At 42.9% G+C, this 24222-nt stretch carries 20 protein-coding genes and 1 pseudogene; 12 read left to right on the top strand and 9 right to left on the bottom strand.

The window, feature by feature from the left end:
• Positions 1-15 precede the first annotated feature (15 nt).
• From A0256_15050 to A0256_15035, 4 genes are read right to left on the bottom strand one after another with little or no spacing between them, the layout of a single operon-like run.
• Positions 16-621, bottom strand: coding sequence for a hypothetical protein (locus tag A0256_15050; protein ID AMR32644.1), 606 nt, complete (start codon positions 619-621; stop codon positions 16-18).
• Positions 622-624: 3 nt separating this feature from the next.
• Positions 625-1890 carry an adenosylmethionine--8-amino-7-oxononanoate aminotransferase BioA gene (locus A0256_15045; GenBank protein ID AMR32643.1) on the bottom strand — a complete coding sequence of 422 codons (1266 nt, stop codon included), beginning with the start codon at positions 1888-1890 and terminating at the stop codon, positions 625-627.
• Entirely contained in the window at positions 1887-2336 is a 450-nt protein-coding gene (locus A0256_15040; protein ID AMR32642.1) for an NUDIX hydrolase, read from the bottom strand. Before A0256_15040 ends, A0256_15045 begins: the two co-directional genes overlap by 4 nt.
• Positions 2326-3249, bottom strand: coding sequence for a cation diffusion facilitator family transporter (locus A0256_15035; GenBank protein ID AMR34566.1), 924 nt, complete (start codon positions 3247-3249; stop codon positions 2326-2328). The genes A0256_15040 and A0256_15035 overlap by 11 nt, the downstream gene beginning before the upstream one ends.
• A gap of 368 nt (positions 3250-3617) precedes the next feature.
• On the opposite strand from A0256_15035, the gene A0256_15030 reads away from it, so the two are divergent.
• Both A0256_15030 and A0256_15025 read left to right on the top strand, forming a co-directional pair.
• Complete coding sequence (locus tag A0256_15030) at positions 3618-3812, top strand: hypothetical protein (GenBank protein AMR32641.1); 195 nt, start codon at positions 3618-3620, stop codon at positions 3810-3812.
• A 114-nt stretch (positions 3813-3926) separates the two neighbouring features.
• Positions 3927-5066 carry an aspartate aminotransferase gene (locus A0256_15025; GenBank protein ID AMR34565.1) on the top strand — a complete coding sequence of 380 codons (1140 nt, stop codon included), beginning with the start codon at positions 3927-3929 and terminating at the stop codon, positions 5064-5066.
• Positions 5067-5222: 156 nt separating this feature from the next.
• On the opposite strand, the gene A0256_15020 is transcribed toward A0256_15025, so the two are convergent.
• From A0256_15020 to A0256_15005, 4 genes are all read right to left on the bottom strand, one after another.
• On the bottom strand, positions 5223-5816 hold the full coding sequence (locus A0256_15020; GenBank protein ID AMR32640.1) for a hypothetical protein: 594 nt from the start codon (positions 5814-5816) through the stop codon (positions 5223-5225).
• A 376-nt stretch (positions 5817-6192) separates the two neighbouring features.
• Complete coding sequence (locus A0256_15015; protein AMR32639.1) at positions 6193-9372, bottom strand: RND transporter; 3180 nt, start codon at positions 9370-9372, stop codon at positions 6193-6195.
• A 56-nt stretch (positions 9373-9428) separates the two neighbouring features.
• A complete protein-coding gene (locus tag A0256_15010) occupies positions 9429-10628 on the bottom strand; it encodes an efflux transporter periplasmic adaptor subunit (protein AMR32638.1) in 1200 nt (399 codons plus the stop codon).
• A 9-nt stretch (positions 10629-10637) separates the two neighbouring features.
• Positions 10638-12035 carry a transporter gene (locus A0256_15005; GenBank protein ID AMR34564.1) on the bottom strand — a complete coding sequence of 466 codons (1398 nt, stop codon included), beginning with the start codon at positions 12033-12035 and terminating at the stop codon, positions 10638-10640.
• Between the two features lie 342 nt (positions 12036-12377).
• On the opposite strand from A0256_15005, the gene A0256_15000 reads away from it, so the two are divergent.
• From A0256_15000 to A0256_14955, 10 genes and pseudogenes are all read left to right on the top strand, one after another.
• Positions 12378-13583: an 8-amino-7-oxononanoate synthase gene (locus tag A0256_15000; GenBank protein AMR32637.1), complete on the top strand. Its 1206-nt coding sequence runs from the start codon at positions 12378-12380 to the stop codon at positions 13581-13583.
• Between the two features lie 81 nt (positions 13584-13664).
• Complete coding sequence (locus A0256_14995; GenBank protein ID AMR32636.1) at positions 13665-14783, top strand: hypothetical protein; 1119 nt, start codon at positions 13665-13667, stop codon at positions 14781-14783.
• Positions 14784-15029: 246 nt separating this feature from the next.
• Positions 15030-16352, top strand: a complete 1323-nt coding sequence (locus tag A0256_14990; GenBank protein AMR32635.1) for an inositol-3-phosphate synthase — start codon at positions 15030-15032, stop codon at positions 16350-16352.
• A 422-nt stretch (positions 16353-16774) separates the two neighbouring features.
• Complete coding sequence (locus tag A0256_14985) at positions 16775-19345, top strand: hypothetical protein (protein ID AMR32634.1); 2571 nt, start codon at positions 16775-16777, stop codon at positions 19343-19345.
• Positions 19346-19378: 33 nt separating this feature from the next.
• Positions 19379-20095: a CDP-diacylglycerol--inositol 3-phosphatidyltransferase gene (locus tag A0256_14980; GenBank protein ID AMR32633.1), complete on the top strand. Its 717-nt coding sequence runs from the start codon at positions 19379-19381 to the stop codon at positions 20093-20095.
• The gene (locus A0256_14975; protein AMR32632.1) at positions 20088-20693 is read left to right on the top strand and encodes a CDP-alcohol phosphatidyltransferase; all 606 of its coding nucleotides are present in this window, start codon (positions 20088-20090) and stop codon (positions 20691-20693) included. Before A0256_14980 ends, A0256_14975 begins: the two co-directional genes overlap by 8 nt.
• A gap of 5 nt (positions 20694-20698) precedes the next feature.
• The gene (locus tag A0256_14970) at positions 20699-21325 is read left to right on the top strand and encodes a fatty acid hydroxylase (protein AMR32631.1); all 627 of its coding nucleotides are present in this window, start codon (positions 20699-20701) and stop codon (positions 21323-21325) included.
• Positions 21318-22256 (top strand): PA-phosphatase, encoded by a 939-nt coding sequence (locus A0256_14965; protein AMR32630.1) that lies wholly within the window; start codon positions 21318-21320, stop codon positions 22254-22256. The genes A0256_14970 and A0256_14965 overlap by 8 nt, the downstream gene beginning before the upstream one ends.
• Before the next feature lie 222 nt (positions 22257-22478).
• Positions 22479-23270 carry a hypothetical protein gene (locus A0256_14960; GenBank protein AMR32629.1) on the top strand — a complete coding sequence of 264 codons (792 nt, stop codon included), beginning with the start codon at positions 22479-22481 and terminating at the stop codon, positions 23268-23270.
• A gap of 212 nt (positions 23271-23482) precedes the next feature.
• Positions 23483-23860: pseudogene (locus A0256_14955) on the top strand (hypothetical protein).
• A gap of 77 nt (positions 23861-23937) precedes the next feature.
• On the opposite strand, the gene A0256_14950 reads toward A0256_14955, so the two are convergent.
• Positions 23938-24219, bottom strand: coding sequence for a hypothetical protein (locus A0256_14950; protein AMR32628.1), 282 nt, complete (start codon positions 24217-24219; stop codon positions 23938-23940).
• Positions 24220-24222 lie beyond the last annotated feature (3 nt).

Genomic DNA, 24222 nt, shown 5'->3' with positions numbered 1-24222 from the left:
CAGTCGATTTGTTTTTCAACTTAATGCTGCAGCAAGATTAGCCACCCACTTGTCGAACAGTACCTTTTCAAAATCCACTGCTTTTTGGGCGTGTAGTTCCCAATTCACCGAGAAGTCCTTGAGCTGTTTGATCATTTCTTCCAGATGCCCCTCTTCTTCTATAATGATCGATTTCACATTTACCTTGCTTTGCGCCTCATCAAGTGCATCCTGGTAAATTGGATACAATTCATCTGCGCGTACCTCAATGGCGTAGGTCACCAGCAAATAGGCTGCGAAGCGCAATTCCCAACCGGATAGTTCCAGGCCATATTTTAAATAGCGGCAAACATCAATATCCAGCTGATTCAGGTAGTATTTACTGTATGCCGGCGCCAGCAGGTATTCGCCGGCGTAAGTAGGGCAATCCTGGCCTGTTTTCTCTATTTGTTTTTTAAGAAAAAAAGCATGGCGATGTTCTTCGGCAGCATGTTTTAAAATTATGTAAGTTACCGTAGCAGGATCCTCACTGGCGGAGATCTTGCGTGCGCCGGTGTTTTCCATCAGCGACAAGGTATTTAACCAGCGGGCGTGTAAGCTGTTATCAGCTATAATTTTTGGTAAAAGAGTGTTCAGTTGCATAAATCAGATCTCATCGAGCGCCTGCTCAATGGTTTGGTAAATATAGTCGAGTTCGGTATCGGTAATGCAATACGGAGGTAAAATGTAAATTACATTCCCCAGCGGCCTCAGGATAACGCCCTTAGCCAGAAAATAATTATAAAGCTTATCACGCAAGCCGCTAAAATAGGAAGTACCAGCACCTGTCTCCCACTCCATCGCAAAAATAGTCCCGGTTTGGCGGGTGGTTTTTATGGAAGAATGGCCCTTTATTTTTTCAGCAAAGGCACTGTGTTTTTGTGCTATTCTATTGATATTTTGCTGGGTTTCCGGGTCAAGGAACAAATCTAAACTGGCCAGTGCAGCTGCGCAGGCTACAGGGTTAGCCGTGTAAGAGTGACCATGGAAAAGCGTTTTCAGTTTATCGTCAGACAGGAATGCGTTGTAGATTTCATTAGTACAGGTGGTTAATCCAAAGGCCATAGTGCCACCGGTTAACCCCTTAGAAAAGCACATGATATCCGGTTGCACCTGCACATGATCACAGGCAAAGTTTTTACCGGTACGGCCAAAGCCAGTGAACACTTCGTCATCTATCAGGAGAATACCTTCTTTGCGGCAATGCGCCATCAACTGATCAAGATACTCCGCGCCGTACATGACCATTCCTGCAGAACCTTGCACAAGCGGTTCAAAAATAAAGCAGGAAACCTGAGATTTGAGACTGGATATCTGCGCCTTGAGCCTTTCGATATTGCCTGCATCCGGCAGATCGATAAACTCCACCTCAAATAGTAAACTATCAAAAGCAGCGGTAAATGCGCTCCGGCCGCTCACGCTCATGGCTCCGAAAGTATCGCCGTGGTAAGCGTTTTTGAATGCTAAAATCTTAGTGCGCTGTTCGCCTTTGTTATGCCAGTATTGCAGGCACATTTTTATGGCTACTTCAATAGCTGTGGAGCCGTTATCAGAATAAAATGCCTTTTTTTGGTTGGATGGCAAGATTGCCAGCAAACGTTCAGCCAATTCAACAGCACCTTCGTGCGTAAATCCTGCGAAGATCACATGCTCCAGTTTGGTAAGCTGCTCCGCTACCTTTTTTGCAATGTAAGGGTTAGCGTGACCATGAATATTTACCCACCATGACGATACCGCATCGATAAATTTGGTACCATCCTCCGTAAACAAACAGGCGCCCTCTCCTCTTACAATCGGGATTGGCGGCTGGGCGGTTTTCATCTGCGTGTAGGGATGCCAGATAACGGCCAGATCCCGTTCAACCAAACTCATATCGTTTTTATTAAAAGATTAGCAACGTGCCGGTCTGTTGGGAAAGTGAGATCTTCAGCATTTAATTCCGACAACTTTACCCAGCGGAATGATTGCAGGATATCACCCTCTCCATCAAAATCGAACACTTTGGTTTTTGTGGTAAAGTTTAATTTACCAACAGCATTTACCATATAATATACGCTAATGATCTGCGAATCGTTAAAGGCCGATTTCACAAAGAAATCAGTGGTGTAAAAATGTCCGGTTACTTCCACTTCTGTATAACACTCTTCCATGAATTCACGCTTCAGGCCATCTGGCAGGCCTTCACCAAATTCAAGTCCTCCTCCGGGAAACTTACTGAAACGCATCCCGCACTCTTGCTCATCACTGATCAGCACTTCGTTATCTGCATTGATCAGGATGCCGTACACACGTACATTGAAATATTGCTTAATGCTCATAGTGCTTTTTGTTTCGCATTACCTTTTCCAGCGTCCATTCTATTTCTTCACTTTTAGCTTCCGACCGGATTGGGCAATTGGGCATGTTACAGTAATGGCAGCAATCGGGCAGGCAGGGGTCTGTATGAATAAAAAGTTCGGTAGTGATCCCGGCTTCGGTATTGATCAATTTATCTACCAGTTTTACCTCATCGTGTACCTTGTTCAGGTCGAAGTAATTTGGGAGCGTTAGGTGGCAATCGATGTGCAGTTCGTTACCATATTTTTGCGCGCGAAAGTTGTGAATATCTATCCATTCCTCGCGGCGCTGCTGGCCTAGCAAGCTAACCACATCATTCACGACAATATAATCGGTTTCATCCATCAGTCCGGCTACCGACCGGCGGATGAGTTTGTACCCGGTATACAATATATAAATGCCAACCAGGATAGATAGCGCACTATCCAGCCAAAGGATTTTTGTAAAGTAGATCAGCAATAAGCCAATCACCAGGCCGGTACTGGTTACGGTATCCGTGAGCAGGTGGCGGCCGTCGGCTTCAATAGTAAGCGAGGGCAGCGATTTACCTTTCCTGATCATATAGTAGCCCAACCCGCCGTTGATGGCGCCGGTAATGCCAATGATCACAGCACCTAACAACAGGTCATGAATAACTTCCGGATTGAAAAAGCTGTAGACCGATTTTAGCAGGATGATAACCCCGGCTATGCCGATCAGTGCCCCTTCTATAAATACCGAAAAGTATTCTACTTTACCGTGGCCGTAAGGGTGGTTCTCGTCGCGGGGCATGGATGCCAGGTAAATGCTGTAAAAAGCAAAGGAACTTGCTACCACGTTTACTATACTTTCAGCCGCATCCGTTAATACAAAATTGGAGTTAGTTAAAAAGTAGGCCGTAAACTTCATTACCATCAGCACCACACCGGTGATAAGCGACAATAAAATAATCCGTTTGTGTTCTTTCAAGGGGGCTATTATTAAAGGGGGCAAACTTACATAAATTTACCCTTGCCTTGTTTTCTAACTATAACATTTCAATCGTTAAATAGTTAGCAAAAGGTTTGTTGTTCCAATTGACGCATGTGGAACAGTCTTATCTTATTACTATTTGATAACCAATTACTTACAAATATTTGATGGAACAGATTGGAACATCCCAGTTATTGATGTAAAATCCATATATTGCTTATTTTCAAATATTTATATAAATACCAACATGCGTTAAAAACGACTATTGGAACAGCTCTTTGGAACAAGTTGGAACAGATTTAAGCTATATATTGTCGAAAACTGTTTACGCTGTGGTTAAAAATTCTAATTTACTGTTACAGTTGAGGCACAGATATTACACAATCCCGATCAGCTATATATCCATTTTAACAGCCCGAAACCGGCAGCAGATGATGCGCATTTTTGTAATTCATGCAGTAAAACTGCTTTGCATTAAAGATCAAATTTTGTTTATGAATTATTGACAAACAGTCCCTGCCATCGGCAAACTAATTTTCTATATTTGCCGCATTAACACAAATAATATGAGCGTATTAAGTAACAGGATAAATAACCTGTCGGAATCTCAGACCATTAAGATGGCAAAAATGGGTCGCGAATTGGCGGCTAAAGGGGTTGACGTGATCAGCTTAAGCTTCGGCGAACCTGATTTTCATACCCCTGAGCATATTAAGGAGGCTGCTAAAACAGCAATGGATAAAAATTTTACCTACTACACCCCTGTTGCCGGTTACCCCGATCTGCGCAAGGCAGTAGTTGCCAAGTTAAAGAACGAAAACAACCTCGATTATACCGACACCCAGATAGTAGTATCAACCGGTGCCAAACAAGCATTAGCAAATGCTATTTTATGTTTGGTTAACCCCGGTGAAGAAGTGATCATTCCAACACCTTACTGGGTATCCTACTCGGAAATTGTAAAACTTGCAGAAGGTGTGAGCGTTTTTATCGATACTACCGTAGAACAGAACTTTAAAATTACCCCCGAGCAACTGGAAGCGGCAATCACGCCAAAAACCAAGTTGTTTATGTTTTCGTCACCTTGTAACCCTACTGGCAGCGTATACAGCAAAGATGAGCTGGAAGGCCTGGCAAAAGTATTTGCCAAATACCCGGAGATCTATATCCTGAGCGACGAGATCTATGAGCATATCAACTTTATCGGCGGGCATGAGTCTATTGCGCAGTTTGACTATATTAAAGACCGCGTTGTTATTGTGAACGGATGGTCGAAAGCTTTTGCCATGACCGGCTGGAGAATTGGCTATACCGCCAGCAACAGCGAAATTGCTGCTGCCTGTGATAAATTGCAGGGACAAATTACATCAGGAACTTGCTCCATTACCCAAAAGGCGGGTGTAGCAGCCTATACCGGTGGCTTAGAGACTGTTTTTGCGATGCGTGATCAATTTTTAAAACGCCGCGATATTGTTTACAACCTGTTAAAGGAAATCGACGGACTGGAAGTAAACCTGCCAGAAGGTGCCTTTTATTTCTTCCCTAATGTTACTTCTTTCTTTGGCAAAAGCTTCAATGGAAAAGTAATTAATGATTCTGACGAATTAAGCATCTTTTTACTGGAAGAAGCACACGTAGCCACCGTAGGCGGCGATTCTTTCGGCGATAAAAAATCTATCCGAATTTCTTATGCAGCTGCAGAAGATAAACTGATTGAAGCCGTAAGACGGATAAAAGAAGCGCTGGGTAAATTAGTATAATCTTTAGCTCAGCTTGAATTAAACTGATTTGCTGAATGGTCAGCATCTGATCAATTCCAACAATCCGACAAATTCAGGCTCAGACAATCTATACAAACAAAAAACGCCCCTTGTCAGCTTCGACAAGGGGCGTTTTTATTAAGAAAAGTAAAAGTATTACAATCCAAATCCGTAAGCGATACGTAAACCTACTGTACCGTAGTTGTTATCCTGGCCAGAGTAGTTCTCATAACGAGCACCAATATCCCATGATTTGCCTGCATAACCTAAACCCGGAGCAAGGATCAGTTTGGTAGCTTTTCCATTCAATTCGCCTGTAACACCTCTGTAAGCATCTTTTGTTTCAAAGCCTGCACCACCTTCTGCGCTAAAGTAAAAACCGCTACCTAAAAAAGCTTTCACACCTAACTTAACCGGTACCATACCAAAGTCAATTGCTTTGTTGGTTACTCTGGTAACATTTGTTCCATCAGTAAATGTAGAAGTGTTAGATTTACCAAAGTAGTTGTAATAACCAGAAGTTAAAGTAAGCGCAACATTACTTGCAACACCGTATTGTAAACGTGCGGTACCACCTAAACCAATGTTGGAGATATCCTTAATTTGGCCGCTCACTGGCAACAAGCCTTCAACACCTACACCGAAGCGTAAACCGTTTACTGGAGTGGTTGATTGCGCATTTGCGTTTGATCCGAAAAATAGAGCTGCTGCTGTGAAAGCTGCTGCTACTAAAGTTGTCATTTTTTTCATCTTTGTGTTCTTTAGATTAAAACAATATTAATTGTTATGTCAGCTAAAGAACAAAAACTTTGCCACCGTGCCAGTATCTACAGTACCCACAATGGCTTTTACATTTCACAAACAATCGTTTCTAAGCTAATTTGAGGCTTTTTGTACTGATTACCAGCTTGGTCTGCACAACTAACGGCATTGGGCACATGCGCAGAGCATGCATCCAATTTGTTAAGGGAATATTAAATTCGTTCGCCTTATGGTACAATAGTGTATAGTGTTGTACCTACACTAACCATTTCTAATGTTAAATTTCATTTGTTTTTCATGCCATAACGGAATTTTAAGTCATTATTTAACATAAAAAAAGCCCCTTGACAGGGGCTTCAAAAGTTTAAGCTTCCGGTTGGTGCTCTTTATCGGGCTTGTAGTTCTTTTCCAACTCAGCCAGCTTTTCTTTACCATAGGCAAATTTGGTGATGATAAAAAACAACACCGGCACGATAAAGATGGCAAACGTAGTTGCAGTAAGCATCCCGCCGAATACGGTAAAGCCGATTGTTTTACGCGCCACGGCACCCGCTCCAGATGAAAACAGCAGCGGTAACACACCAAGTATAAACGCAAGCGAGGTCATGATAATTGGCCTTAAACGGAGCCTTACTGCTTCCAGCGTAGCTTTTTCCAGCTCCATACCACTATCTACCCGCTCTTTGGCAAATTCCACAATCAGGATGGCGTTCTTGGCAGCCAAACCAATCAGGGTTATCAATCCAATTTGTGCGTAAACGTTATTGGTTAAAGTACTGTTAAAGGTTAAAAATAATATCGCCCCAAATGCACCAAGTGGTACGGCCAATAGTACCGAGAATGGCACCGACCAGCTTTCATACAGTGCTGCCAGGAACAAGAACACAAAGCCAATTGACAAAGCAAAAATATAAACGGTCTTAGATCCGGATAATAATTCCTCGCGGCTCAGTCCCGAAAACTCGTAGCCATATCCTTGCGGTAAGGTTTGTGCCGCTACCTCTTTCAAGGCGGTAATAGCGTCACCGCTACTATAACCCGGCTTGGTACTACCGTTGATCTCCGCAGAGCGAAACAAATTATAGTGCGATATCAACGGTGCATTTTCTATTACCTTATAAGAGGTAAGTGTACTCAGCGGCACCATTGAACCAGCCGAGTTCCGCACAAAGTATTGCCCGATGTTTTGGATGTTTGTACGGTAATTGGTATCGGCCTGGGCCAGCACCCTAAAGTTACGGCCGTAAATAGTAAAGTCGTTGATGTATGCGCTCCCCATATAGGTTTGCAAGGCATTATTAATATCAGAGATCTGCACCCCCAGCTTTTTAGCTTTTTCCCTGTCTATCGTTAACTGGTAGGCCGGTGTATGCGCACCAAAGAAAGAGAACGCCCTGCCAATTTCAGGCCGCTTGTTAACTGCGCCAACAAAATTGTTGAGTACCTTCTCAAAATTCTTAATATCACCTCCGGCTTCTTTTTCCTGTAGAATGAAGGAGAAACCGCCAGTATTACCGAGACCCGGAATTGCCGGCGGAGAGATCACTACAACACTTGCTTCCTTGAACCTGGCAAGCCTGCCCTGGATATCCGCAATTACACCTGCCAGCTGATCTTTCTTGTCTTCCCGTTTCTCCCACGGCTTAAGCTGCACAAATATGGTGGCACTGTTAGATTTTGTTGCAAAGTTTACGGCGTTCAATCCTCCCAGTGCAGCGTAGTGGTTAATGGCAGGTACACTATCTAATATATGCATCATTTCGTGCAATACCGCCACGGTACGCTCTGTAGAAGACCCCTCCGGTAAATCATAAGTAACATAAACACGCCCTTCATCTTCCAGCGGAATAAAGCCGGATGGTTTATTTTTGAAAAGCAGAACAGTACCTATAACAATACAAACCAGTAAAATAAGCACATATTTGGAGTTCTTAATACTCTTATCAACCACGTTGCGGTAACGGCCGGTAACCCTGTCGAACCATTGGTTAAATTTATAGAACAGCTTGTTTAAACCACCCGAGTTTTCGTCAATTTTATGCGGACGTAACAGGATAGTACACAAGGCAGGCGTTAATGATAATGCTACAAAGGCTGAGATCAACACCGAGATGGCAATAGTGATGGCAAACTGCTGGTAAAGCCGTCCCACAATGCCGGGCACAAAGCCTACCGGTACAAACACCGCCGCAAGAATTAAAGCGATGGCAATTACCGGCGCAGAAATATCCTGCATGGCACGATGCGTGGCTTCTTTAGGAGACATCCCCTCTTCATCCATATAATGCTGTACGGCCTCAACCACCACAATAGCATCATCCACCACAATACCTATCGCCAGCACAAAACCAAACAGGGTAAGCGTGTTAATGGTAAAGCCAAGCGGTATGAAGAAGATGAATGTACCTACAATGGATACCGGGATAGCCAAAACAGGTATAAGCGTGGTCCGCCAGTTTTGAAGAAATAAGAAAACTACCACAATTACCAGCGCCAGTGCGATTACCAGCGTTTCCACCACTTCCTCCAGTGAAACTTTTACTACCGTAACCGATTCAAATGGCACCACGTAATCAATATCAGCAGGGAATGATTTTTTTAAATCGTTCATCGTTGCAGTTACTGCATCCGCAGTCTCGATTGCGTTACTTCCCGGTGCCTGGTAAATCAGCAGGTAGGATGCTCTTTTGCCATCCACAAATGAGTTACCGGAGTAGTTGAATTTACCCAGCTCTACGCGGGCCACATCTTTTAAATGAACTATTGAACCTGTGCCCGGCTGGGTTTTCACCACAATATTTTCAAACTCCGATTTATCGGTCAAACGGCCTTTCACCAGTACCGTATATTCAAAGGTTTGCCCTTTAAGCTGTGGCGTGGCACCCACAGTACCAGCTGCAACCTGTGCATTTTGTTCGGTAAGGGCAGCGGTAACATCGGCGGCGGTCATATTTAAGGCAGCCAGCTTATCCGGCTTTAACCAAATACGCATACTAAAGTCATCTGCACGGGTAAATACATCACCCACACCTTTTGTACGCAGCAAGGCATCCTTTATAAATACGTTGGTGTAGTTATCAGTAAAGGTAACATCATGGCTGCCCTTAGGCGAAAACATGGCTACCAGCATCAAAATGCTGGGGTTACGCTTACGTACCACCAAACCCAGGCGCTGTACCTCCTGCGGCAAGGTAGGCTGTGCTATACCAACTCGGTTCTGCACATCCAGTGCCGCATTATTAATATCTGTACCCACCTCAAAATTCACCGTCATGCTCATGGCACCATTACTGGTACTGTTACTTTGCAGGTAGGTCATCCCCGGTGTACCATTCACCTGTACCTCTACCGGGGTTGCAACGGTTTGTTCAACCGTTAATGCATCGGCACCGGTGTAGGTACCGGTTACCTGCACAGTTGGAGGCGTTATTTCCGGGTACTGCCCAATAGGCAGGCTCAACATGGCGAGTATGCCCACAATAACAATTACCAGTGATATTACAATGGCTGTTACCGGGCGCTTTATAAAAGTATCTGCGATCATTCTTTATATCTTTTAGATAAAATTCCGGAGCCGGGCTCCTATACTATCTTTATAACCTATTGTTTAGCTGCGGCAGCGGGCTTTTTACCATCTGCACCCTGGGCCGGTGGCGCCGTACCTAAAGTAATTTTGCCGCCATCCTTCAAACGCTGAAATCCTTCGGTAACCACCTGGTCGCCTGGCTTCAGGCCCTTCATTACAACAACATTGCTGTTGATACGCGGGCCAAGCGTTACTTTGATCTGTTTGGCAATCGTATCGCGGCGGTCTCTTACATTCTTATCTTTATCGGTATCCTTAACGGTGGTGTCTCTTCTTGTAAATACAAAAAACTCACCCATTTGCTCGGTAACCGCTTTGTATGGAATCTGCACCCGCTCGCCGGAATCATCATTCAGCACCCTTAAAACAGCACTCATGCCATCGCGCAAAACATCGTGCTGATTTTCAAACTTCACCCTTACCTTGATGCTACCGGTTTGGTTATTCACCCCGCGGTCAATTGCAAAGATCTTACCCGTTTTATCATAGGTGGTACCATCAGATAACTGCAATCTGAAGGTAGTATCGGCACTATGCTGCTGTAACTTGTAGAAGCGTTCGATATCCTGTTCGTTAATAACCACATCCACGCCCATCGGGTTACCTGCAGAAATGGTATTCAGCAAGGTAGTGCCAGGTGTAACCTGTGCCCCCAGCCTAACCTGCGAGATCCCGATCCGGCCGGTAAAAGGCGCGCGGATGGTAGCGTAAGAAAGATCTGTAGCGGCTGATGATAAGCCTGCCTGGGCTACAGCAACCTGGCTCTTGCTGGTTTCGTAGGTGGCAGTAGCCTGGTCTACCGTTTGGCGGGCCACGGCATCATTTTTAAGCAACATGTTATAACGGTCAACATCTTTTTGGGCTTTTACCAAATTAGCGTTCGCGCTTAAAACGTTGGCCCTTGCCTGCTCGTAAGCCGCAACATATTTACGCCGGTCAATTTCGTAAAGGGGTGTGCCTTTAGTTACCACATCACCTTCTTTAAAAAATATTCCTGTTATAAAACCGGCAACCTGGCTGCGCAGCTCCACGGTATTAAGTGAAACCACTATGCCCTGGTATTTATCATAATAAAGCGCCTCAGCCTTAATAGCCTCTGTTGTATTTACCGGTGTAGCCGGCGGGGCAGCCGGAGCGGCATCTTTTTTGTTTTTACACGCTGTTACCGATAACAGAGCCACAGCGGCGGCGAAGGAAATATATTTGTTCTTCATATTCGTTATTTATTGCACTTGTAGAGTACCCAGTGCGCGTTGCAGGTCAATTTTGCTTGATAATAGTTGAAATAATGCGTTATAGTAATTTAACTCGGCGGTGCGAAGGTCTGATTGCGCAACGATCACATCCAAATAAGTCTTGATTCCCTCACGATATTGCAGATCTACCACCTTATACACGTCGCGCGCCAGCTGCACGTTTTCGTTCAGCAAAACCCAGTTGGTATAGCTGCTTTTATAGGTAGCCAAAGATTGTGCATACTCGGTATTGATCGCATTACGGGTGTTCTCCAGGTCGAGGTCTGTGCGCTTTACCTGTAAACGGGCCTTACTTAAATTGGCCAACCGCTTCCCTCCTGTAAAAATTGGGATAGCCAAATTAAGGCCGACGTAGCTTGTAGGATAATTGTTGTTGTAAAGCTTTGAAAAGCTATCGCTAAAATAGGCCATATTGTAAGCGCCCACGGCAGATAGCGAGGGTAGAAAGTTCCAGCGGTAGTAGGAAACGTTTAAGTTTTGAAGGTTTTTTGTGGTCTCCAACTGGCGGTATTCTATCCGGTTACCGTATGATAACATTTGATTGGTATCGGCCAAAGCATCGGATTGCAACCTTGCAGAATCATATGCCAACACCAAACGACGTTCGGGCGTAAAACCCATTGCCTGCTTTAAAGTGGCAGTTTTTGATTTTATAGCTTCCTGCGTTTGCTTGAGCGATGCCAATGAATTATTTAGGGCGATGGTGGCTTGTTTGTAGTCTGTTTTATCAACTACCCCTGCCTGGTAGCGCGAATAAGCATCTTTCAGACTCCGGCGCAGCCTTACAATATCCTGGCGGATGATATCTAACTGGCGCTGGGATAACAACACATCGTAAAAAGCTTTACTTACGGTAGATACCAGGTCGATCTTACTGCTTTCGGTGCTTTGTTTATAAAATTGCCTGGAAAACTTTGAGGCTTTGGAGGCAAGTAAAACATCGCTGTTAATTAACACCTGGCTTGCAGATACGCCCAGGGATGAAACGTTATTGGCTACTGCTAAATTTTGCTGTGAAGTTGTTGTGCCGGTACCGGTACCAGTTCCGGTGCCAGTGCCAGTTCCTGTGGTAGTGCCGGCACCAACACCTGCGGATTGGATGTTTACCCGCTGAAAGTAATGCTGCAAACTATTGGAGCTGTTGATTTGAGGCAACCAAGCCGACAGGCTGACACGGATATCCTGTTCATTGATCTGCTCATCAATTTGAGCCTGCCGTAAAAGGGGTTGATTGCGCAGTGCGTAATCTATACTCTGTTTTAAAGTGATGGTTGCCGTTGTGGTATCTGCAGAACGCTGGGCAAACAGTAAAGCCGGGAAAAAAAGTAGTATATTAGTAATGTATAAACCGGAAAGTGTTTTCATAAAGATATTAATACGAAATGGAAGCTGAAACCCAGGCGCGAAATCCTGTGCGAATCTGAACTCAAAATAATTAGGGAACACGAAGATGACATTATTATAAAATATTATAAAGTAAGCAACAGGAATTTTACTTAAACGGTGTAATTCTTACATTAACAACACAAATCAGATATGTTTTGTTACAAATTTTTAAATTATGTGGATTTTCCATAAAATTTTAATTAATTTGCCTTATGATTGTAAATTCCGCTTATTAAGATAGTGTCAAAAAATTTACATTTCTAATGCAAGACATAAGCAGATTCATGGTATTTTTACAAAAAATTTAAGAAGTGTTAATAAATGGTTAAAAAGTTACACGATAAAATAGCTCAGTTCCAGGTGGCTAATGCACTCAGGGAAGCGGGGTTATATCCGTATTTCAGACCGATCGAGTCTGCCCAGGATACTGAAGTTATTATCGATAATAAAAGAGTTTTAATGTTTGGTTCTAACTCCTATTTGGGATTAACCAATCACCCGCTAATCAAAGAAGCATCTAAAAAGGCAATTGATAAATATGGAACCGGCTGCGCAGGATCACGTTTCCTGAACGGGACGCTTGATATTCACATTGAGCTGGAAACCAGGCTGGCCGCTTACGTAGGTAAAGAAGCTACCGTTCTGTTCAGTACAGGATACCAGGTTAACCTGGGTGTACTATCCTGCATCACGGGCCGTAACGATTACCTGATACTTGATGAGTACGATCATGCATGTATCATCGATGGCAGCCGCTTATCTTTTTCCAAAGTTGTAAAGTACGCCCATAATGATATGGCCGACCTGCAACGTAAATTGAGTAACTTACCGGAAGATGCTGTAAAAGTTATTGCTATAGATGGCATTTTCAGCATGGAAGGCGATATTGTTAAACTTCCGCAAATTGTTGAACTGGCTAATCAGTATGGTGCAAACATTATGGTTGATGATGCCCACAGCTTAGGCGTTATCGGTTATAAAGGTGCAGGTACTGCATCTCACTTTAACCTTACCGATGATGTGGATCTGATCATGGGTACCTTCAGTAAGTCACTGGCTTCACTGGGTGGTTTTATTGCAGCCGATGCAGAAACTATTGATTATATCAAACACCGCGCGCGCTCTTTAATGTTCAGCGCAAGCATGCCTCCGGGTTCGGTAGCCAGCGTTATTGCAGCGTTGGATATCATCGAATCTGAACCGGAAAGAATAGAAAAACTTTGGGCCAATACCAATTATGCGTCAAAATTATTACTTGACGAAGGTTTTGACCTTGGTCCTACCGAAAGCCCGATATTGCCTATTTATGTACGCGATAACGAGAAAACCTTTGCAGTGACCAAGTATCTGCAATCTGCCGGTGTTTTTGTTAACCCGGTGGTTTCTCCTGCAGTGCCTTCAGATTCTTCTTTGCTCCGTTTCTCATTAATGGCAACGCATACATTCGAACAAATAGATGAAGCCGTTGATAAGCTTTCGAAAGCATTTAAAGAAGTTGGCGTTACCAGCATTAAAGAAAGAATTTAACCTATTGTAAATTATAATTTTTAAAGCCGATCATTTGCTCTCTGCATTTGCATCGGCCTTATTTTTTAAGCCCTTTTAAAAATGAAAAAAATAGTCCCGGTAAATTCAAAAAAAGAATTAGCTACGTTTATCGATTTTCCGCACGATTTGTACAAGAATGATCCTTTTTACGTACCGGAGCTATTTATTGCTCAAAGGGACATTTTAACAACCCACCCCTTTCACAAGCATTCCTCGCTGCAAACGTTTTTAGCCTATGACGGCGATAAATTAGTAGGGCGCATTGCAGCCGTTTTTAATACCAACCACAATACCTTTAATAATGCCAGTGATGGTTTCTTTGGATTTTTTGATTGTATCAATGACCAGGAGACCGCCGACCTGCTTTTTGAAGCAGCGCACAAATGGGTGAAAGAAAAAGGTGCTACAACCCTGGTTGGCCCGGTTAACCCCTCCACTAACGAAACTTGCGGACTACTGGTAAAAGGATTTGACAGCTCACCGGTTGTTATGATGCCTTACAACCCCGAGTACTATGTTACGCTGATTGAGAACGCCGGCTTTAAAAAACAAACAGATTTGTTAGCATGGCACTGGGACGGCCAAAATTACAACGACAAATCTTTACAGATGCTGGATAGGCTGCAGGAGCGTTTAACGCGCAATAGTGGCATTACCATTCGTAAGATCAATTTAAAGAATTTTAAGGCAGAGGCAGACGCACTGCGTGAAGTATACAACAAGGCATGGGATAAAAACCTTGGCTTTTTTCCGATGACCAATGATGAATTTGATTACACGGCAAAGGATCTGAAGATGATCCTGGACCCGGATTTTGCGCTGGTAGCAGAGCAAAACGGTAAGATAGTTGGTTTTGGTGTTGCCATACCGGATATTAACCAGATCCTGAAAACTATTAAAAAGGGCCGCTTACTGCCTACCGGCCTATTTAAATTATTACTTAACAAAAAGAAGATCACCGGGATCCGCATCATGCTGCTCGGTGTAATTGATGGCTACCGCAAAATGGGTATAGAAGCTTGTTTATACGGCAGCATCATAAAAGAGTACAGGCGCAAAGGCTTAAAATATGCCGAAGCATCATGGACACTCGAAAAGAACGATATGGTTAACCGTGCTATTGAAGCTATTGGCGGCGAGCAGTACAAAACCTACCGGATCTACGAGAAGACAATATAAGGGAACGGGATTTAATAACCGGTGCCAGCGGTTTTTTAGGATATCATTTGATTGAGAAAGCGACTATAATATCCACGCTGCCGGTGTTAATTTTGCCAGTTCCAAAAAGAACTTTGCCTTTGTAAATACACTTTTACAAAAGTCTTAGGCCGGAAGCCAATATAAATAAACAATTACGCGGGATATGACTTCTGCTTCCGGCAGCATATAAAACTATCCTGCTACCAATTTAAACAAAAAGTACAAATGAAAATTAACATCAAACCTGCTGCAGGCAAACTTGGAATATTAATACCAGGTTTAGGTGCAGTTGCTACTACGCTGATTGCCGGCGTTGAAGCCGTTAAAAAAGGCATTTCACAGCCGGTTGGCTCGCTTACGCAAATGGGCAGCATACGCTTAGGCAAAAGAACAGAGAACCGCCACCCAAAAATTAAAGATTTTGTGCCTTTGGCCAAACTGGAAGACATCGTTTTTGGTGGATGGGATGTATACGAAGATAACGTTTACCAAGCTGCAATGAATGCGAAAGTATTAGAAGCATCTTTGCTGAACGAGGTTAGAGAAGGCCTGGAATCTATCGTGCCGATGAAAGCGGCTTTCGATAAAAACTACGCTAAGAACCTGGATGGCACACACGTTAAAACCGGTACCCGCCACGAGCTTGCGCAGCAGGTAATGGAAGATATCACCAATTTTAAGGAGCAACATGGCCTTGACAGGGTGGTATTGGTGTGGTGCGGCAGCACGGAGGTTTACTTTGAAGGCTCTGAAATTCATGAAACGTTAGCAGCTTTTGAGCAGGCTTTATTAGATGATGATAAACGCATTGCGCCAAGTATGATCTATGCTTATGCAGCTTTAAAATTAGGTGTTCCCTTCTCTAATGGTGCCCCTAACCTAACTGTTGATATCCCGGCGATGATAGAGCTGGCTAAGCTTACCCAAACTCCTATTGCGGGTAAAGACTTTAAAACAGGTCAAACTTTGATGAAAACCGTTTTGGCTCCGGGTTTGGCAGCACGCTCTTTGGGTGTACACGGCTGGTTCTCTACCAATATCCTCGGTAACCGAGATGGTTTGGTGCTGGACGATCCCGATAACTTTAAAACTAAAGAGGTTTCTAAACTAGGTGTACTGGAACATATCCTGCGCCCTGAAGATAACCCGGAACTGTACGGCGAGATCTTCCACAAGATCCGTATCAACTACTATCCGCCGCATGGCGATAACAAAGAGAGCTGGGATAACATCGACATTTTTGGCTGGCTAGGCTACAAAATGCAGATCAAGATCAACTTCCTTTGCCGCGATTCTATCCTGGCTGCACCTATCGCTTTAGACCTTGCCTTGTTTAGCGACATGGCAAAACGCGCCAACATGAGCGGTATCCAGGAATGGTTATCATTCTATTTAAAATCACCGCAGACCGCACCCGGCCTGCATGCCGAGAATGATATCTTCAAGCAATTAATTAAGCTGGAAAATACCCTGCGCTATTTAATGGGCGAAGACCTGATTACTCACCTTGGCCTGGATTATTATGATGATATGTTTGCCGGCGCATAAGCCTCGCTAAACTTTTACAAAAAAACAGGTTAGGCAGTTGCCTAACCTGTTTTTTTGTTTAATGGCGCCTTTAACATTTAGATAATGTTTTTCAAGATTTATTATTTGTTTACAACACTAACGGCATATTTTTTACGTACATAGAGCAAATACAGGGTTAACGTTAATTCATCGTAAAATTAACGGGGTGATCAGGCGATTGCCTACGATGAAGAAAAATCGTCAACCGAAGAAACTATTTTACCGATATTTGACTTTTTGACCACAATAGTCTGTACGGATTTTTTTTATCTTTGATGCTTAATTTAGGGTATTATCAGCGCCTTTGATTAGCCAGATACAACGGGCAGGCGGCTTTAAAACCACCAGTTTGATCGTATAATTCCTGTAGAGGTTGTGTTTGTGTTTAGTAATGTTAATAAATGAATTTCAAGTCGGGCTTTAAGCTTTTATCTTTTTTACTTTTCTTATTTGTAAGCACCCTTGCGGTTGCCCAAAGTACGGTAGTAACCGGAGTTGTAACCGACTCAAAAAGACAACCCCTTTCCTTCGTAACTATTACTTTCCCGGGTAGCACTATTGGTGTGAATACTAACCTGCAGGGGGAGTTTACCATCCGCTCCACACAACCTTATAACCAGTTAAAAGTAACTTATCTTGGGTTTAAAGATGTTCTGGTTGCAGTTGAGCCCGGCAAAGAGCAGGTGATTAACATCAGGATGGCGCCATCTTCTCAATCACTCGGCGAAGTTACTGTGAGAACTAAAAAACGGGAGCGATATACCAATAAAGAAAATCCCGCTGTGGAGCTTATCCGCAAGGTAATTGCCAATAAAAAGAATAACCGACCCGAAGCTTACAATTTTGTTGAGTACCGTGAATATGATAAGTTGCAGTTTTCGCTTAGCGACGTTTCCGAACAATTCACGCAAAAAAAATTCCTGCGGAAATACAAATTTGTTTTTGATAACCGCGATAGTACTACTTACGGCGGCAGGAACCTATTGCCCATCTATCTTACGGAAAAGCTGTCGCAGGTATATTACCGTAAAAGCCCCGAAACCACCAAAGAAAATTTACTGGGCGAAAAAAGCGTAAACCTTGGTCCAGCAGTTGATAATGAAGGCCTTAGCCAATACTTCAAGCATCTTTATGAAAAGGTTGATATATACGATAACAGTATATACTTGCTCAACAAGCAGTTTTTAAGCCCTATTGCCGATGCGGCACCTACCTACTACAAATTTTTTATTACCGATACCATCACCACGGATGATAACAAGAAACTTATCCAGCTGAGTTTTACGCCTCGTAATACCAATGATGTTTTATTCGAAGGTGAAATTTACATCACGCTCGATGGCAACTATGCGGTGCAGAAAGCCAGTTTAACTATTAACAAAAACATTAATGTTAATTTTGTTCGTGCGATGTATATCGATCAGGAGTTTGAGCCAAGCCCTGATGGCCGGTACCATCTCAGCAAAAGCACCACCTCTGCCGATTTTCTTGGCTCATCCGAAAAACAAAAAGGTGGCTTATTTGGCATCCGCTCCATAACACACAAAAATTACATTGTTAACAAGCAGGAACCCGCTTTTATTTACGCGCCAAGTGCCGAAGTTGATAACGAGGAGGTGAAACACCGAAGCGAGCAATTCTGGGCAGAGAACCGTTTGGACACCTTAACTACAGCAGAATCAAAGGTGTACAAGAATATTGACAGCCTTACCCATATGCGTTCGTTCAGGCGCCTTTCTGATGTGGTAACCCTTCTTTTTGCAGGATTTAAAAGCTTTGGCAAATTTGAGGTTGGCCCCGCAAGTACTTTTTACAGCTTTAACCCTGTGGAAGGGTTCAGATTAAGGTTGGGCGGCCGTACCACAACAGAATTGAGCAAGCACTACTTTTTCGAAGGTTATGGTGCATATGGATTTAAAGATGAACGCTGGAAATATTTCCTGGCGGCAACTTACTCCTTCAACGCCAAAAGCATCTATAAATTCCCGCAGAATTATGTCCGTTTCAGTGTTCAGCGGGATACCAAGATTCCGGGGCAGGAACTCCAGTTTGTACAGGAGGATAACTTTTTACTATCCTTTAAGCGTGGTACCAGTGACAAATATTTGTATACCGACCAGTATAAGATTGATTATGTACACGAGTTGGAGAATCATTTATCGTTTAACTTTACCGGCAGGAAATGGGTGCAAACCCCTGCTGGCAGCTTGTATTCGTTCATAAATAATTCACCGGGCGCACCAGGCAGCAGCGGAACAATTCTCAACAATTTAACTACTACAGAAATTACAGCCGGTATCCGGTATGCCCCGCATGAGCAATTTTACCAGGGGAAATTGTTCCGCGCACCTATAATTAACCAGTATCCGATCTTCTCATTAGATTTTACTACCGGTTTAAAAAACGTGTTAAATGGCCAGTACAGTTACCAAAGCGTAAAAGGGCGGGCTGATAAACGCTTTTATATTGCACCATTTGGTTTCTCAGATATCGCTATTGAAGGTGGCCGTACATTTGGTACTATTCCCTATCCCCTGCTCAATATTCACCGGGCCAATCAAAGCTATGCCTACTCCATCGATTCTTATAACCTGATGAACTTTTTAGAGTTCGTGAGCGACCGGTATGCCAGCATTAATATTGATCAGCACTTCGGAGGTTTCTTCTTCAATAAAGTGCCTTTATTTAAAAAATTAAAATGGCGCGAAACTGCTTCTTTTAAGGGGCTTTGGGGAGGGATAGGCAACAATAATAACCCTTTATTAAATTCAGCCGTGTACCAGTTCCCGGTTGACGGAAATGGGGTACCGATCACCTATGCACTGGGCAGCAAACCTTATATGGAAGCAAGTGTTGGCATCGAAAACATTTTCAAGTTTGTGCGCGTTGATATGGTGAAACGTCTCACCTATTTAGACCACCCGGATATTGCCAAATTTGGCGTCAGGGTGAAAATAAAGTTCGACTTTTAATTATTAAAAAAAAATATTATCATTATTAAAGAAATGGAACAGCAAACATCAGTACGGACAAGCCTTCAGCTGGGGATCTATAAAATTATCGACCCCTTTGTAAAGCTGCTTATAAAAGTTGGTCTTACGCCTAATGCGGTTACCTCCATCGGTTTTGTGCTTAATGTAGGCGTTGCCGCCATATTTATCATAGGTGGTGAAGATGGCGATCGTGCTAACTTAAGCTATATCGGCTGGGCAGGTGGCCTGATCCTTTTTGCGGGCTTGTTTGATATGCTGGACGGGCAGGTAGCGCGTTTAGGAAATATGAAATCGGTATTTGGTGCTTTGTATGATTCGGTACTTGACCGATACAGCGAACTGATCATGTTCCTGGGGATTTGCTACTATCTTGTCGCTCATCATTATTTCCTGAGTTCTATATTCGCATTTATAGCACTTATTGGTTCCATGATGGTGAGTTATGTACGTGCACGTGCCGAAGGGCTTGGTGTAGAGTGTAAAGGTGGTTTAATGCAACGGCCGGAAAGGGTAATTACTATTGCGGCATTTGCAATTGCATGTGGCATTACCTCAAGCTACATTGGCGGCGACTACAAACTTTTTATTCCAGGTATTAAATTTCATGTTTTTGAAACCATGTCTATTTTTACCTTCCCGATTGCCATACTTGCTGTATTAACAAATTTAACCGCCTTTAAGCGACTGGTAGATGCCAAAAAAGCACTATCGGAGAGTGAACATGAATAAATTGTCCTGGCTGAAGCTGCTTCTGATTTTCTCAGCATTTATTATTTTTGTATTGCCAATGCAAGCTAAGGCAATACCGGCTTGCACCAGCCCCGTAGTAGATTCCGCAGGTAAAAAACTGATTAGAAAGTTAACTTTTCCGGTTCCGCCTGCATCAGTTGAAAGGTTATTTTACATCCAGCGGATGCCCAATACCAACACGCTTATTTACGAGTTAAATGTAGACGAAAAAACAGGCAAGCCAAATGTCGACGAGCCGGTACATCCCTACTGGATCCGGTACAATGAAAAGGGGCAAAAAGAAGAACTCAGCTATATCCAGCGTAAATTTGCCTATGGATTGGTGCAAAAACCAATGGGTGACGACAAGTATGATATCAGGTTTGTGTCATACAAAAAATTTCCGCTCACCTTGATGAAGGGTGCTGACGGAAAATATCATATCTTCGCAACAGTTGCGCGAAAACCAATGGCGCTACGTTATATATTTATACAAATAGAGGGAGGTTCGTTCTGGTTGCCAAACGTAGTGTATGTGGAAATGAAAGGAACGGACCCGGCAACAGGAAAAGAATTTACAGAACGTTTTAAACCCTGAGTTTTATGGCAAAGAATTTTGTATCTAACTCACAGGAATCTGTGAGAATGTTTAAGAGTAGTTTTTTAGAGAGTTTATCAAAGGTGCATTATTTTGTACCCATTATAATTTTTGTACCTGTTATTTTGGTTTGCAGCTATTTTGCTTACGATAAGCAAATTGGCGCCTTTAATTACATTTGGCTTTTTTTATTGGGCCTTTTTATATGGACGCTTACCGAATATATCATGCACCGTTTCGTTTTCCATTTTGTACCGAAGCAAGGTTGGGCGCTCCGTCTGCATTTTATTTTCCATGGCGTACATCATGATTATCCCAGTGATGCAAAACGTTTGGTAATGCCCCCATCGGCAAGTATCCCTTTGGCAACCGGCTTTTACTTTTTATTTAATGCCTTATTACCTGCAAATTTCATCTTTGGATTTTTCCCGGGCTTTATTTTAGGCTACCTGGTGTATGATATTTCTCACTATGCTATTCACCACTTTAACTTTAAAGGCAGCTTCTGGAAACAGATTAAACAGCACCACATGCTGCATCATTACCAGGACCCAACTAAGGGTTACGGCGTAAGCTCTCCCCTTTGGGACAAAATTTTTAATTCAGATTTTATTAAAAAGCAGAATGGCTGATGCTGTTTCAGGCAGCGTTCAGGTCAATTCAAAAAGTGTTAGTATTGTATCGGGGCTGTCATTAGTTTACTTAATCATATCCTACTTCCTGGTAGGGTTTAAATCCGATCAACTGGTATTGATTGCGATTTTTAACGTGCTGTTTTACGCATCAACGGTAACCCGTAAGTTTATCCTGGGCTTCGCCATCTTTATCGTGTATTGGATCATTTTTGATTATATGAAGGCGTTCCCTAATTATAATTATAACGATGTGGCTATCCGTGACCTATACGACACTGAAAAAGGTTTGTTTGGCATCCATTTCAATAACACCATACTTACGCCCAACGAATACCTGCTCCTTAAAAAAAGTGATGCCATGGATGTGTTCGCTGGTTTATTTTATCTGTGCTGGATCCCCGTACCACTTGGTTTTGCAGCTTACCTGTTCTTCCGCAACAAACAACAATTTTTATATTTTTCGCTAACTTTTGTGGTGGTAAATCTGCTTGGCTTTATTGTGTATTATGCCTACCCTGCAGCACCACCCTGGTATATCCAAGTACACGGTTTTAACTTTCAGCCACTTACTATGGGTAATACCGCTGGCCTGGCCAGGTTTGATAAATTTTTCAACGTCAGTATATTCAAATCCATCTACTCAAAAGGTTCAAATGTATTTGCTGCTATGCCGTCGCTCCACTCATCCTACCCGGTTATCGTCTTATATTACGGTTTAAAAAACCGACTGGGTTACGTAAATATTTTCTTCGCGACAGTAACGTTAGGTATCTGGTTTACAGCAGTGTATGCCAGCCATCATTATGTTTTAGATGTAATAGCAGGCATATTGTGTGCAACGTTAGGAATTAGCCTGTTTAATATTATTCTTTCCTCTTCCGCGCTGCTTAAAAGGTCACTTTTAAGCTACGAAAAAGTGATCCGCTAGGTGTAATTCACTATACTGACCTTTACACGATACAAATGTTTAATTTTATTTGGCCGTTAGTGTCTCCCGTTAAAAATATTTTATCCATTTTTGCCTTAATACCAGCCTCTTAGCAGCTCTCTTATCCTATATAGCTCTATATTGTATTAAACAAAACCTTAAGGATAATTGGGGCATGCAATTTGATTAGCTGTTATTGACTATTTACTAATCCCCATACGGATGAAGAAGCTTTTTATCTTTTCCTTTTTATTATTAGCCTCATTAAAAATGTTCGCCGCACCCAGCGAACTGGATAGCCTTAAACAAAAACTGCAACTAACTACCGATTCGCTTAAGGGCCCTGTGTATACCGAAATTGCAAACGTTTATCTGAGATACGATACCATTGTAAATAGGAACTTAAAAAACTATTACCAGAAAGAAGCACTGAACTATACCATGCTGGCACTGCACAAATATAGCCGTTATGGCGATTCTGTTGGGTTAAAGGTAAGTTTCGATGCACTTGCTAAGGTTTATTACTCTCAGCGGAAATTTAGCGAGGCTAAATGGTTCAACTTGCAATCTGCCAGCATTTCACGCATAAAGAAAGACATGCCCGGGTTGATTTCCTCACTCATCAGGCTGGCCGCTATCAAATCAGAGATTAAGGATTACAAATTGGCCATGCGCGATTTGAACGAAGCTCTTGCTTTATCTATCAAAAATAAAATACCCGAGATGGAGGCTTTAGTTCAAAAAAACTATGGCTTTCTTTATAACCGCATGGATAAACCCGAGCAGGGTGAGATAGCATTTAAACGTTCTGAAGAGATAATGGCGAATGTAAAGGTAGAGGGTGATGCTTCGATGGTGGCCATCCAGAAATTTGCGCAGGATAGCGTTGGTGCACCCGCAATTGCACCTTCAAATAAAGTACCAGTACTGAAAAAAAAAGTGATCTTAGCCGCAAAAAAACCAGTGGTAAAAACTAAAAAACCTTTGCCTAAAAAATTGGTGGCTACCATATAGGTACAATATTTTTTTATTCAAATGCGACCGAAGACCTTTGGGACGGTATAGCGGTTGGACTAAACCAACTTCTAATATATTAGTCTAATCCCGAAATGAGAAAATTGATCTTAGTATCTCTTCTTTTATCAGGCGTAATTATCGTCTGTGCTTTTACCACTGCATACGGGCAATACGACCAAGAATCATTCAAACAAGAATTTTTAGCGCTCATCAACAAAACACGAACACAAGGCTGTAATTGCGGCAGTAAATACTACCCTGCAGCCGCCCCCCTCGTTTGGAATGATAACCTGGAGCGTGCCGCGCAAGGCCATGCTGGTGATATGGCTAAGCGGAGTTATTTCAGCCATACCAGTAAAGACGGGCGAAGTATGAGCGACCGCATTCTTGCTGCAGGATATGTTTTTAAAGGCTTTAAAAGCTTTGCCGTTGGCGAAAATATAGCCTTCGGCCAGGGAAGTATTAAAGAGGTTACGGCTGGTTGGTATAAAAGCGTGGGCCATTGCCAAAATTTAATGAACCCGCAATTCAAAGAAATTGGCGTGGCCGAGAACAGGAAATACTGGGTGCAGGACTTTGGCGGCCGCGAGTCCTTTTCTGCGGAACAGCAGCGTTTGATCAAATCAGGCAAATACCGCCTTGTTCAAAAGGCAGTTGATCAGCACTAGTCTTCCTTCGTTTTGGCGCTTTCTTTGGTAGGCTCTCCCGTGTTTTTTACACGGTTATCTGGTCGCGGTCCTCTTTTGTATATAACCAATCCATTCAAAAAATTACGCAACAGCTGGTCTTTACAAGGCTGAAAGTTTGGGTGGTCATCCGCACGGAAAATGGCACTCAACTCGGTTTTTGTAGTACGGAAATTGGCGAGCTTTAAAATCTCGATAATATCATCATCACGCAGGCTTAAAGCCACGCGCAGTTTTTTCATTACATCATTATTGCTCATAAA

Origin of the sequence: Mucilaginibacter sp. PAMC 26640 (assembly GCA_001596135.1) — a bacterium.
Classification (GTDB): domain Bacteria; phylum Bacteroidota; class Bacteroidia; order Sphingobacteriales; family Sphingobacteriaceae; genus Mucilaginibacter.
This window is presented reverse-complemented; position numbering and strand designations above follow the sequence as displayed.